Origin of the sequence: Streptomyces camelliae, assembly GCF_027625935.1 — a bacterium.
In the GTDB taxonomy this organism is placed as follows: Bacteria; Actinomycetota; Actinomycetes; order Streptomycetales; family Streptomycetaceae; genus Streptomyces; species Streptomyces camelliae.
This window is the reverse complement of the sequence record NZ_CP115300.1, coordinates 2410011-2422791: the sequence shown is the minus strand read 5'-3', so window position 1 is coordinate 2422791 and position 12781 is coordinate 2410011. Positions and strand designations below refer to the sequence as shown.

14 protein-coding genes are annotated in these 12781 nt (G+C 67.7%); 8 read left to right on the top strand and 6 right to left on the bottom strand.

The features are described 5' to 3' along the window. The first annotated feature begins 120 nt into the window (after nt 1-120). From O1G22_RS10935 to O1G22_RS10925, 3 genes are all read left to right on the top strand, one after another. On the top strand, nt 121-885 hold the full coding sequence (locus tag O1G22_RS10935) for a vWA domain-containing protein (RefSeq protein ID WP_270081187.1): 765 nt from the start codon (nt 121-123) through the stop codon (nt 883-885). Between the two features lie 113 nt (nt 886-998). Beyond that, on the top strand, nt 999-1730 hold the full coding sequence (locus tag O1G22_RS10930; protein WP_270081186.1) for a hypothetical protein: 732 nt from the start codon (nt 999-1001) through the stop codon (nt 1728-1730). Nucleotides 1731-1732: 2 nt separating this feature from the next. Next, nucleotides 1733-3913 carry an AarF/UbiB family protein gene (locus O1G22_RS10925; RefSeq protein ID WP_270081185.1) on the top strand — a complete coding sequence of 727 codons (2181 nt, stop codon included), beginning with the start codon at nt 1733-1735 and terminating at the stop codon, nt 3911-3913. A 199-nt stretch (nt 3914-4112) separates the two neighbouring features. On the opposite strand, the gene O1G22_RS10920 is transcribed toward O1G22_RS10925, so the two are convergent. The 6 genes from O1G22_RS10920 to O1G22_RS10895 form a co-directional block, all read right to left on the bottom strand. Beyond that, nucleotides 4113-4511, bottom strand: coding sequence for a type II toxin-antitoxin system VapC family toxin (locus O1G22_RS10920; protein WP_270081184.1), 399 nt, complete (start codon nt 4509-4511; stop codon nt 4113-4115). Beyond that, entirely contained in the window at nt 4508-4792 is a 285-nt protein-coding gene (locus O1G22_RS10915) for a hypothetical protein (RefSeq protein ID WP_270081183.1), read from the bottom strand. Before O1G22_RS10915 ends, O1G22_RS10920 begins: the two co-directional genes overlap by 4 nt. Before the next feature lie 474 nt (nt 4793-5266). Next, entirely contained in the window at nt 5267-6202 is a 936-nt protein-coding gene (locus tag O1G22_RS10910; protein ID WP_270081182.1) for an NADP-dependent oxidoreductase, read from the bottom strand. Nucleotides 6203-6228: 26 nt separating this feature from the next. Beyond that, on the bottom strand, nt 6229-7815 hold the full coding sequence (locus O1G22_RS10905) for a Na+/H+ antiporter (protein ID WP_270081181.1): 1587 nt from the start codon (nt 7813-7815) through the stop codon (nt 6229-6231). Nucleotides 7816-7837: 22 nt separating this feature from the next. Next, nucleotides 7838-8209 carry a DUF2255 family protein gene (locus O1G22_RS10900; protein ID WP_270081180.1) on the bottom strand — a complete coding sequence of 124 codons (372 nt, stop codon included), beginning with the start codon at nt 8207-8209 and terminating at the stop codon, nt 7838-7840. An 88-nt stretch (nt 8210-8297) separates the two neighbouring features. Then, nucleotides 8298-9314 carry a zinc-dependent alcohol dehydrogenase family protein gene (locus O1G22_RS10895; RefSeq protein WP_270081179.1) on the bottom strand — a complete coding sequence of 339 codons (1017 nt, stop codon included), beginning with the start codon at nt 9312-9314 and terminating at the stop codon, nt 8298-8300. Nucleotides 9315-9549: 235 nt separating this feature from the next. Between O1G22_RS10895 and O1G22_RS10890 the strand changes: the two genes are divergently transcribed. The 5 genes from O1G22_RS10890 to O1G22_RS10870 all read left to right on the top strand — a co-directional run bounded on the left by O1G22_RS10890 (nt 9550) and on the right by O1G22_RS10870 (nt 12689). Further along, nucleotides 9550-10407, top strand: a complete 858-nt coding sequence (locus O1G22_RS10890) for a helix-turn-helix domain-containing protein (RefSeq protein WP_270081178.1) — start codon at nt 9550-9552, stop codon at nt 10405-10407. 132 nt (nt 10408-10539) lie between these two features. Then, a complete protein-coding gene (locus O1G22_RS10885; protein WP_270081177.1) occupies nt 10540-11139 on the top strand; it encodes a flavodoxin family protein in 600 nt (199 codons plus the stop codon). Nucleotides 11140-11184: 45 nt separating this feature from the next. Beyond that, nucleotides 11185-11574 (top strand): nuclear transport factor 2 family protein, encoded by a 390-nt coding sequence (locus O1G22_RS10880; protein WP_270081176.1) that lies wholly within the window; start codon nt 11185-11187, stop codon nt 11572-11574. Between the two features lie 26 nt (nt 11575-11600). Continuing rightward, a complete protein-coding gene (locus tag O1G22_RS10875; protein ID WP_270081175.1) occupies nt 11601-12302 on the top strand; it encodes a type 1 glutamine amidotransferase domain-containing protein in 702 nt (233 codons plus the stop codon). Nucleotides 12303-12350: 48 nt separating this feature from the next. Then, a complete protein-coding gene (locus tag O1G22_RS10870) occupies nt 12351-12689 on the top strand; it encodes a MoaF-related domain-containing protein (RefSeq protein ID WP_266421262.1) in 339 nt (112 codons plus the stop codon). Nucleotides 12690-12781 lie beyond the last annotated feature (92 nt).

Here is a 12781-nt window from a genome sequence, read left to right as displayed (position 1 = left end):
CGAGCTTCTCCGACGACCGACTTCTACACAGTCCGCCAGGAGCCCAACGTGCCGTATACGGCAGAGATCAGCCGCAGCAATCCGACGAGCATCATCTTCCTCGTCGATCAGTCAACCTCCATGAGCGATCCCATCGGTGGAGAGGTTCCCCAGCAGAAGGCTGATGTCGTTGCCGACGCCATCAACCGACTCCTCACTGAACTCTCGGTCAAGTGCGCAAAGGAAGAAGGCGTACGCGACTACTTCCACGTCGCGGTCGTCGGTTACGGCGCCACCGTCGGCTCGGCGTTCGCGGGTTCGCTCGCCGGCCGGGACATCGTCCCTCTCAGTGAGGTGGCGGACAATCCGGCCCGCGTCGACGAGCGAAGCAAGAAGGTGCCTGACGGTGCCGGCGGCCTGGTGGAGACCGTGGTCAACTTCCCGCTGTGGATGGACCCGGTCGCCCACGGCGGGACCCCGATGAACCGCGCGCTTCAGTACGCTGAGAGCCTCGTCGCGGCGTGGACCGAGCGCTACCCGGCCAGCTTCCCGCCCATCGTCATCAACCTCACGGACGGCGAGTCGACCGACGGCGACCCCACCACGGCCGCCGAGGCCATCACCGCGCACGCTACGGCCGACGGAGCGGCGCTGCTGTTCAATCTGCATGTGTCTGCCGCAGGCGGAACCCCCACCGCTTTCCCCGACACGGCCGACGGCCTCCCGGACAGCTACGCCCAGACACTGTTCGCCATGTCGAGTCCGCTGCCCAGCCACATGCGTTCGTACGCCGCCTCGCAGGGGCAGCGGGTCAGCGAGACCACCCGTGGCTTCGTATACAACGCGGACATCACCACGGTCGTGCAGTTCCTCGACATCGGCACCCGAGCCACCGAACTGCGGTGACGACTTCCACCTCATGTGTGTACGTCACGCACCTCGTAGCCCCTAAGCACGGAAGCACGGCGGCGGAATGCGAAGACGCCGTCGCTGTGCTTCCCGGCCGTCCACACGACTACATGTTGCAGGAGCCGCTCACCGCAGGCGTCTGCGACGGTGCGACGGAGAGCGCACTGGCCAAGGACTGGGCCCGCCTGCTGTCCCGCGCGGCGGCCGAACATGCCATGACGCTGCCGGACCTGCTGGCGGGCGGCACCGCCTTCGAGGAGTTCGCGGCGGCGGCGGTGGCCCAGTGGGATCCCTGGCTCGTGCAGTACACGCAGATGCGCCATGCGGAAGGGCGCCCGTTGAAGTGGTACGAGCACACCAAGCTCGCAGAGGGCGCCTACGCGACCCTGCTCACGGTGCGCGTCGACCCGGACTCCGATTCCCACCCCGACACAAGTGAACCGGCCTGGCGATGGCGCGCTGCCGCCCTGGGGGACAGTTGCCTGTTCCACCTGCACGACGACCGGCTGGTACAGGCGTTTCCGGTGGCGGCCGTCGAGGAGTTCGGCACAACTCCCGACCTCTTCGGCAGCCGCAATCGTGACGTGGCGTTGCTGGCTCGCCGCACGCGGTTCACCGAAGGCTGGTGCCAGCCTGGCGACCGGCTGCTCCTGATGACCGACGCCCTGGCCGCGTGGCTTTTGTCGGTCCCGGACCAGGACGACGCCGTAGGCCAATTGCTGGAGTTCGCCGGGCCCGACGACCTGGCCGGATTCAAGAACTGGCTGAACGGTCTGCGGGACCGCCGACAACTGCGCAACGACGACGTGGCGCTCGTGCGGATCGATTTCGAGGGGCGGTGAAAGTGGGATCGGCCACTGGTCCGCAGCGACAGTTTCCCAGCGGCGCCGATTACGCGGAGGCGCTGCAACACACGCAGCTGTGTTTCCAGCATCCCGAACTCAAAGGCGCACGGCCGGAACTGACCAAGCTCGGTCTGCCTCGCGCCATCTCCGGCGCCTTCGCGAGCGTCTTCTCGCTGACCTCGCCCTCCTCAGGCCAGCGGTACGCGATCAAATGCTTCACCCGTCACGTCCCGGACCAGGAACGCCGTTACCAGGCCATCAGCTCCCGACTCGCGCAGCTGGACCCGGCCGAACTCTCGCAACCGTGGAATATCGGATTCGAGTATCTGCCCGACGCCATCAGCGTCGGGAGGGATCGCTATCCGGTCCTGAAGATGGAATGGGTCGAGGCCGTCACCCTGTCCTCCTGGCTCGACGACAACCACACCCACCGGTTCGCCGTCGACCGTCTGGCTGACCGGTTCGAGGCACTGACCCGTGATCTGGCCACCCACGAGATAGCCCATGGTGACCTCCAGCACGGCAATCTGCTCGTCGCGAGCGATGACACGTTGCGTCTGGTCGACTACGACGGAATGTACGTCCCGGCTTTGGCCGGCATGGGCGGCACTGAGCGGGGACACCGCAACTACCAGTCACCCATGCGGGGGAATGATGACTTCGGGGCTACGCTGGACCGGTTCTCCGCTTGGGTCATCTTCTTGTCCCTCAAGGCAATTGCCTCCGACCCGACCCTGTGGCATCGGCTGCACGAGCCCAGCGGTGAGTTCCTGCTGCTCACCGAGGACGATTTCAAGACTTCGGGCGGCTCCACGAGACTGCAAACGCTACTGGCCCACCCTGACCGCACGGTGAGCGGCCTCGCCGACCATGTGCGGTCCTTGGCCTTCCAGCCGTTGGACGTGCTACCACCGCTTGCCATAGCCGTGCCCAGACAACGGGCCGCCGCGACGACTGCCTCAGCGGTATCGGGCGGTCGCACAGTGGCCGCCCCTGATACAGGTGCACTGCCCGGATGGATGGCTGGCCACGTTTCTCCGCAGGCTACTTCTACGCCGACCGCGCCCTCGGTCACTGCACCCGAAGGCTTCCATACGCGGACACTGCTGGATGTCGCCACAGCCGTGCTCTGGCCGCTCATGCTGGTCGCAACGGTCTTGATGTTCGTCGCGGGGTTCTCGGCGCCACCGATCGGGCCAGGTGTGCCCGTTCTCGTTGCCATCGCGCTCACTGCGTTCGCCAGAGGCCGTCGCGCGGAGCGGGCACAGTCACGGGCTGCCCTCGCAGAACTGACGAATGAACTGGCGCAGCTGGATGACCCGGTCAAGGCCGCCGAGAAGCTGCGCAAGGACCAGGCGAAGTTCGACGCAGCGGAGGCGAAGCGAGCCGCTGACTACCTGCGAGCCCAGGGCAAGCTCACAGCCCGGTACCACGCTGAGCTCAAAGAGGTCGAGAAGCGCAAGGTCCGCAAGCAGCGCGACATAGACAAGAAGATCGACGGACTCGCGGAAGAACTCCGCAGAGCTCTGGCCAAGGCACTTACCGACAAGCAGTCCGCGTACGTGCGGGATCAGCTCGGCCGACGGCTGATCGCTCAGGCCCCGCCGCACGGCATCGGACCGAAACTCGCCGCGCGGCTGGCAGCCAAGGGTATCCGTACGGCAGCTGACTTCACGGGCTACCGGTCCGTGCAGAACACCCAGTACAACAGCACCGGAGCCGTGCTCGTGCTGAGCAGCGGCCGTGTCGTCGACGTCCACGGCATCGGCGAGGCCAAGGCCATCGCCCTCGATGTGTGGCGCAGAGACTTGGTCGCTGCTGCTGAAGCCCGGCAGCCAAGAGCCCTCGATGCGTCAGAGCGACAGTCGATCGAGCAGGGAGTCGCCAACCGTCGGGTCCAGCTCACCGCTCAGCGTAAGGCTGTCGAGTCCGAGACTGATGCGTCGCGTGCGAAGGTACGGAAGCAAATGGAGGACGACCAGAAGCGCCTTACACGAGAGAACACCTTTGCGGGAGATCAGGCTCGACAGCAGCGACAGGAGTTCAGCCGGCGCGCCGTCGCACTCCAGCAGAACAGCGCGCTCCACGGGACGCTGAGCGCCTCCGTCGAGGCTGCCAAGCTCCGGCAGCGTGGATTGTCGTTCGCGTGCTACTTGCGATTCCTCTACATCGGTCGCTGACGGCACGTTCGGCTGCCGGGGACAGCAGCGTGAAAAGTCATGACGACGTTGACCAGCTCACCGCGCTTGTTTCATTGTGTCTGGCGCGGCCGGTCGACGCTCAATGGGCGGCAGTTGGGCGTGGGGGCGCTGATAGAGAGGGTGGCCGAGCGAGCAGTCGGCGAGAAGGCGCTGCACAGGGCGGTCCACCCCTCCAGATTCAGACCTTCTCGGTGGCGACCCGGGCATGATCTTTGGTGAGCATGGCGACGTCCTCGACGTCCGAGGTCAAGATCGTAATGCGGCCAGGGTGAGTGAGGGCTGTGGCGCAGAGCATGGCGTCGATGGCGTACTTGTGGCCGTGCAGCCCGGCCGTGCGTAGCAGGGTGGCAGCGGACTGGGCGATGGCCTGGGTGACCGGCTTGACCCGCAGCCGGGACAGAGTCCATTTCAGCGCGGCTTCGTTGATCTTCGGGTGGATCACCTCGACGAGCACGGCGGCGGAGGTGACGACGGGGAGGTCGGCGTCGCGGGCGGCGGTGAGCCACTCGTGGACCTCGCGGTCGCGTTGCACGGCCTTGGCCAGGCCCTCGCTGTCCAGGACGAGGGCGCCGCTCACGCAGCCGCCCCGGTCCCGGAGGATGCGGTGCCGGTGAGCTTGGCCCGCTTGGCGGCCACGGCCTCCGGATCGGCCGGGCCGTTGGCCTCGTCGAAGTCGGCGATCAGTTCGTCCAGGTTGTCGCGCTCGATCTGCCGTTGCGCGGCTTTCTCCAGGTAGGCGGATACGCCGCGCTTGCCGACCCGCTCACGAATGGCCTGCAGGGTGCCGGCGGTGAGCGAGATGGAGATCCCGCTGCTGGGGCCGTCGCCGGGGATGAAGTCGGTGTCGTCGTCAGCCACGACATCAGTATAGCATTTCTAATGCCATACTGCGGCCCGCAGGCTGGAGCGTGCGTCAAGAGATCGCACGTAGCGCCCATAGTGCACACGGTGCGCATCGGCCATGAGTCCGATTTGCGCCTGTCGCACCGCTGACCTGCGGTTTTCTTTCACATGTTTCTGGTCCACATGTTTCCGATGACGTCGCATGTGGAGTGCGTCGCCATTCTTGAGCCGGTCCGATAGGCCGTCTGACCTGCGGTTTCTCGGGAATGGGCATAGGTTCGACGTGTTTCCGGTGGATGCATCACATGGAGTGTGTCGCGATCCTTGAACCGGTCGGTAAGGGCTGCTGACATGCGGTTTCGTGTGTGCGTGTGATGCGGTGTGGGCGGTACGGGCGAACTCTTGTCGCTGAAATGACGCTCGTTTGACGCTCGTTCTGATGGGTCATCAGGTGCGTTGCGCAGTCCGCTGCTGTCCCCGATTCGATGCTCAGAACGTGAGCACCACTCGCCCTCGGATGCCGCCTGCCTCCAGCAGTCGGTGCGCTTCGGGGGCCTGCTCGGCAGGCAGAGTCCGCGCGACCCGAGGGGTGAGGCTGCCCTTCTCCGCCAGTTCGCGCAGGCGGTCGAGCTTGGCGTGTTCGCGTGCGTACTGCGGCACGAAGGTGTTCCGGGTTTCTATGCCGCGTTCAACGGGGATCTGGACGCCGCCGACCGACGTCGCCACTCGGCCTCCGTCGCGTACCGCGCGGATGGCGAGGGCGGCGATGCCCCCGGTGTCGACGAGTCCGTCGACACCGTCGGGTATCTCCTTGCGCACCAGCTCCGGGAAACCGGCACCTCGCAGCAGGACCACGTCGGCGCCGAGCTCCCTCACCAGCCGTTCGTCCTTCGGTGCCGCGTCGGCGATCACCCGGAACCCGTCTGCCTTGGCCAGCTGGACGGCGTAGCCGCCGACAGCGCCGGCCGCTCCCGTGACCGCCACGGTGGCGCCCGCCGGAAGGTGCAGCATGTCCAAAGCCATGCGTGCGGTCAGCCCGTTCATCGGGAGCGTGGCGGCCTCGACGGCGCTCACGCCCGTCGGCACTCGGACCACCGACTCGGCAGGCACGACGAGGTGCTCGGCGTAGGCCCCGTGCGTTCCTGACACGACCGCGACGGCCATGACATGGTCGCCGACGGTGAGATCGGTGTCGGTTCCCTCGCCGATCTGCTCGATGACGCCGGCCGCGTCCATCCCGGGGACGTAGGGCGGTTCGGCGTCGGAGATGAAGGCGATTCCTCGGCGCACCAGCGTGTCGACGGGGTTGACCGTCGCCGCGTGTACGCGGATCCGTATCTCGCCCGGCCCGGCCTGGGGGACCGGAAGGTCCAGGACCCGCAGTACCTCGGGCCCGCCGAATTCAGTCAGTCCTATGGCCTTCATGGAACGTCCTTCCTCAGGTATGTGGGTCATTCGACCGCCGCGCCTCCCGACAGGCGCACCTCTTCGCTGTCGAGGGCGGCCTGCAGACGGCGCAGTACGGTGTCGTCGATCCGGCGCTCGTCGCGGAGCCGGACGACGGTGGCGCGTTTGTGCGCGATGAGGGCGAGGCGCAGTTCGAGGTAGTCCTGGTGCTGAAGCACCGCGGGGTCGTCATGGGCGCCCACACTCCTCGCCCGGACGGACGCCAGGTGGGCCTCGTACTCCTGCCGAAGCCACTCGGCGATCTTCGGATCGCTCCGCAGGTCGGCGGCGAGCTGGGGCATTGCCTTGATCGCCTCTTCGATGGCGGTGGTCTCGGCGAGGTCGTGTTCCTCGTCGACCGAGGTGTCGGGTGGCAGCTGCGCCCAGCGCACTGCCACCGGCAGCAGAAGTCCCTGCACGACCAGGGTGACGAGGATGACGCCGGAGGTGACGAAGACGATGAAGCTGCGGTCGGGGAACGGCTCGCCGGAGTCGAGGGTCTGCGGCACCGAGAGCACCATGGCGAGCGAGACCGCGCCTCGGAAGCCGGCCAGCCCGTTGACGACACGGGTGCGGTGACCGACTCGGAGCGTGCGTTGCTGGGGGCGGCGGTCGAGGGCGCGGACCAGGTAGGTGGAGGCGTACAGGAACGCGAAGCGCACGGCGACGAGCACCACGCAGATGGCACCCACCGCGATCAGCGCGTCCCGGAGATCGGCGCGGCCCAGGTCGCGGACCGCGTACTGCAGTTCCACCCCCACCAGGACGAACAGCGCACCGTTGATGATGAAGGTGGCCAGCGGCCAGAACGCCAGTGCCTGCGTGCGGTGTTCGGCCTGGATGATGCGCGGGGCGACCTGGGACATGATCAGCCCGCTGACGACCACCGCGAGAACACCGGAAGCCTCGACCAGTTCGGCCAGTAGATACGCGGTGAAGGGCGCCAGGATCATGACCAGGTTGCCCAGCAGCGGATCGGTCAGGCGGCGTCGCAGGTTCATGTTGACCCACGCGACCACCACCCCGACCAGGGCCCCGCCGCCGTAGGCGAGCAGGAACAGCCCTCCGACGTGCGGGACGCTCAAGTGTTCCTCGCCGACCGTGATGCCGATGGCGAGACCGTAGACGACCAGGGCCGTACCGTCGTTGACCAGGCTCTCCGCGCGCAGGATGGTGACCTGACGGCGTGGCAGGGCGCGGGCGAGGACGCCGACCGCGGTCGCGTCGGTGGGTGCCATGGCCGCGCCGAGCACCCAGGCCGGCCCCCACGGCAGCCCGAGGGCGTGCCCGGTTGCGGCGACGGCCCAGGCGGTGAGGATGACGAGTACGGTGCTCAGCTGCAGGATGCCGCGCAGGTTGGTGCGGATCTCCCGCAGGGAGGTGGTCAGGCTCTCCCAGTACAGCAGCACCGGAAGGAAGAGCAACAGCACTACCTCCGGTGGCAGTTGCGCCTCCCGCACTGCCGGGATGAATCCCAGCAGCACACCCGTCAAGAGCAGGACGACGGGCGGGGCGATGCCGAGGCGCTGTCCCGCGACGTTGCCCACCAGCACGGCCACGCCCAGGACCACGACGAGTTCGAGACCGAGCACGGTGGTTCTTGTCTCCTGTAGGTCAGCGCGGTACGAGCTTCAGGGTCGTGTCCCGCGAGGCCACCATGGGATCGATGTAACTCGCGCCGTAGCGGCCGTACTTGGTGCGGTAGGCGGTGTCGATACGGTCGTTGACGCCGGGGTCGGTGACCTCGACGAGGGTGACGTCCTTGTCGACGCCGCCGGAGCGGATACGGCCCTCGTGGCTGGCCCGTGCCGCCCGGTACCAGGCGCCGGCGCTGCCGCGGAAGGAGCGGACGTAGAGGTCGTCGCCGTCGCGGACGACCCAGATCGGCACGGGTGTGCGCGGCGTTCCGTCGCTGCGCGAGGGGGTCATCCGAAGTTCCTCGGCGGACTCGATCCGGGTCAGTTCGTCGTTCGTCCAGGCCGTCATGGGCTTGCTCCTTTACGACCGTGCGGCGGGGTGTGCCCTCGTGGGCGTGAGCGCGGCCGGCGCAGCTCACGCCCACGAGGCGATCGGGTCAGGGCGTGAGGAGGGTCTTGATGGCGCGGCGTTCGTCCATCGCCTTGTAGCCCTCGGCGACCTGCTCCAGGGGCAGGGTGAGGTCGAAGACTTTGCCCGGGTTGATGTGGCCGGACAGCACGCGGTCGATCAGGTCGGGCAGGTAACGGCGCACCGGGGCCGGGCCGCCGCGCAGGCCGACCTGGGAGAAGAACAGTTCCTGGCCGTCGACGGCCACCTCGTGGGGGACGCCGACGAAGCCGACGTTGCCGCCGGGGCGGGCGGAGTGCAGGGCCTGGCTCATGGACTGGGCGGTGCCGACGCACTCCAGGACGGAGTCGGCGCCGATGCCGCCGGTCAGTTCCTTGATGCGGGCGATGCCCTCCTCGCCGCGTTCGCTGACGATGTCGGTGGCGCCGAACTCCAGGGCGAGCTTCTGCCGCGACTCGTGCCGGGACATGGCGATGATCCGCTCCGCGCCGAGTTCCTTCGCGGCGATGACACCGCACAGGCCGACGGCTCCGTCACCGACCACGACGGCCGTCGAGCCGGGCTTGACCTCGGCGGCGAGGGCCGCGTACCAGCCGGTGCCCATCACGTCGGACACGGCCAGCAGGCTCGGCACCAACTCGTCGGACGGGTGCGCGTCGGTGGCCACGAGGGTGCCGTGGGCGTTGGGGATGCGCACGTACTCGGCCTGGCAGGTGCTCATGAACTCGCGGTTCAGGCAGGAGGACTGCCAGCCCTTCCGGCAGTTGGCACAGGTGTTGTCGGAGGTGGCGAAGGAGCCGACCACGAACTGGCCGGGCTTGACGTTGGAGACCTCGCTGCCGACTTCCTCGACGATGCCGACGTACTCGTGACCCATCGGGTGCGGGTCGCCGACCGGCTCCAGGCCGCGGTACGGCCACAGGTCCGAGCCGCAGACACAGGTGGCGACGGTGCGTATGATCGCGTCGGTCGGGTTGACGATCTTGGGCTCGGGGGCGTCCTCCACCCGGATGTCACCGGGGGCGTGGATCACGGTTGCGCGCATGTCTTTTCTCCTGAAGCGTTTCTCGGGCAGCGGTGTCAGCCGGACGTGCCGGATTCGTCGACGATGGCCATAGGGGTGCACAGAAGCGCCGACGGCCTGTGAAAACAATTGCCGGTCTCTGACTCTGTCACCGCCCGCAGGACCCGTACAGAGGAGAATTCCACCCTGGGAGAGAGGTATCCAGGGATAAAACCTTCCTACCCAGCCGAGTGGCGGACAGCGCAGACTGGCCAGTATGAACAGCAGTGCGCACCGTAAGGAGCTGGGCCAATTCCTGAAGGCCCGCCGGGCCGAGCTCAGCCCCCGCACGGTCGGTCTGCCCGAAACCGACCGGCGCCGGCGCGTGGCCGGCCTGCGCCGGGACGAGGTGGCCATGCTGGCCGCCATCAGCACCAATTACTACACCCGCCTGGAGCAGGGTCGCCTGACCCCCTCGACGTCCGTGCTGTCCGAGCTCGTCCGGGTCCTGCACCTGAGTGACGCCCAGCGGGATCAGCTGTTCGAGCTGGCCGGAAGGGAGGCCGGTCGGGCGCGACGGCGGGCCCCGCAGAAGGCGCACCCCCGGCTGCGTACCGTGCTGAACGAGCTCAGCGTGGCCCCCGGGGTGATCCTGGGCCGGCACCTGGACATCCTGGCGTGGAACCCGATGGCCGCTGCCCTGTTCGGCACCGATTTCGCGAAGGTCTCCCAGCAGCAGCGCAACTACGTCCGGCAGCTCTTCACCGACCCGGCCATGAGAACGCTGTACGCCGACTGGGAGGACTCCGCCCGCAACGCCGTGGCCGTGCTGCGGCAGCAGGCCGCGGCCTGTCCCGACGACCGGAGACTGGCCGACCTCGTTGGCGAGCTGTCAGTGCTGGACGATCAGTTCTGCCAGTGGTGGGGAGGCCGCCCCGTGGTGCCCCGGACCGGCGGCACCAAGGTGTTCAACCACCCGGTCGCCGGTGAACTCTCCCTCGCTTGGGACGCCCTCACCTGCGTGGCCGACCCCGATCAGCAGCTGATCATCTGGAGCGCCGAACCCGAATCACGTACGTACGAGGGCCTGCGCTTCCTTTCCTCCTGGGCGGCGAACCCCGCCATGAATTCGTAAAACCAGCAGGTGATTCCCGGCGTAAAGCCAGGGACAAATCCTTCCTACCTTCGCTGTTGAATTCCGTGCCATGCTTCCAGAGCACGGTTCATGCAATCCCTTTCGAGATTCTTTTCGAGGAGCAATACCGCCATGTCCTCCACTCTCCGCCCCACGGTCGCCGTGGCTTTCCATTCCGGCTACGGCCACACCGCCGTCATAGCCGAGGCCGTGGCGCGCGGTGCCGCGGAAGCCGGTGCCGAGGTGATCTCCATTCCCGTGGACACGATCACCGACGAGCAGTGGGCGCAGCTGGACGCCGCCGACGCGATCATCTTCGGTGCCCCCACCTACATGGGCACCGCCTCCGCCGCCTTCCACACCTTCGCCGAGGCCAGCAGCAAGCGGTGGTACACCCAGACCTGGGCCGACAAGATCGCCGCCGGCTTCACCAACTCCGGTGCCAAGAGCGGCGACAAGTCCTCCACCCTCGGCTACTTCTTCACCATGGCCGCCCAGCACGGCATGCACTGGGTCAGCCTGGGTGTGCAGCCGGGCTGGGCCTCCACCGAGGGCAGCGAGGACGACATCAACCGTCTGGGCTACTTCGTCGGCGCCGGCGCCCAGACCCCGACCGATGCTGGTCCGGAGGCCGTCCACAAGTCGGACATCGCCACCGCCGAGGGCCTCGGCGCCCGCGTCGCGCAGCAGACCGCCTTCTTCCGCGCCGGCCGCGCCGCTCTCGCCGCCTGAACCCGAGAACCTCACCCGCAGCCTGACCCGTAAAGGAGCAGCCCCATGTCCGACTCCCCGAACCTCGCTCTCGTCCGCCGTCTCTACGACTCCGGCATGGCCCCGGACGTCGTCGCCGAGGTCATCGACCCCGACATCGTCTGGGACATCACCCCCGGCTTCCCCTACGGCGGCGTCTACAAGACCTGGGCCAGCGCCGGCGCCGACTTCTTCGGCCGGCTCGCGCCGCGCTTCACCTCCTTCGGCGCGGTGGCCGAGGAGTTCTACGACGCCGGTGAGCACGTCTTCGTCCGCGACCACTACCACGCCGTGTCCAAGTCCGGCGAGGAGTCGGACGCCCGCTTCATCCACCTGTGGACGGTCGGCGACGGCAAGCTCACCCACCTCGTACAGGCCGCCGACAGCCACGTCGTCCAGCAGGCCCTGATCGGCTGACCGCACTCACCCCCAGGGAGAAACCCATGGCGAAGATCCTCTTCCTCATCACCGCCGCCACCCACTGGACCCTGGCCGACGGCTTCGAGCAGCCGGCCGGCTTCTGGGCCGAGGAGGCCATCGGCCCGTACGGCGTCTTCAAGGAGGCCGGCTACGAGATCGCCGCGGCCACCCCGGGCGGCGTGCCGCCGACCCCCGACGCACTCAGCCTCACCCCGGACTTCAACGGTGGCGAGGAGGGCGCCGAGCGGATGAAGACCGCCCTGCGCGAGGCCACCGAACTGGCGAACCCCGTCCGTATCGAGGACGTGAACATCGACGACTACGACGCCGTGTTCGTCCCCGGTGGCTGGGGCCCGATGGAGGACCTGTCCGACGACCCCGCGGCCGGCAAGCTGCTGAGCGACTGGCTCGCCTCCGGCAAGCTTGTGACGCTGGTGTGCCACGGCCCGGCCGCGCTGCTGTCCACCGTGGACGCCGACGGCAAGTCCCCGTTCTCCGGCTACCGCCTGACCGGTCTGTCGAACTCCGAGGAGATCCAGAACGGCCTCGCGGACCGGGCGAAGTGGCTGCTTGAGGACCGTCTCGTCTCGGACGTCGGCGCGGACTACCACAAGGGTGAGGAGAACTTCGCCCCCCACCTTGAAGTGGACCGAAACCTCATCACCGGCCAGAACCCCGCCTCGGCCGTCCCGCTGGCCCAGGAAGTCGTCAAGACCCTCGGCTGACGACACCCCGCACCACCGCTCAAAGGCTCAAGGAAAGAGGTAGTACCGATGGACAGCAACGCGACTCTCCCCAGCGTGGGCCAGACCTGGCTGGCGGACCTCGGCCCGGACACCCCGCTCGGCCACTTCACGGTGGAGATCACCTTCGACTCGGCGACCCAGGTCAGCTTCGAGGTGACCGGTGGCGCCATCAAGGGCCGTAAGCAGACGATGGAGTACACCACCACCCAGCTCCGCGACGGCCTGTTCGTCGTCCGCTGGACCGAGCCCGACGCGGGTGACCACGTCACTCACATCGAGGACTACACCGAGGGCACCTGCATGGCCAGCTCGGTCATCGGTGGCGAGTTCGTCCAGCTCCACGGGAAGTGGACCCGCGTCCGCTGATCCCACAGGGCAGCGCGCTTCTCGACGGTGAGGACTTCCAGGGACAAATCTCTCCCCCTGACAACACCGCTTTCCGGTGTCAGGGTGATGGC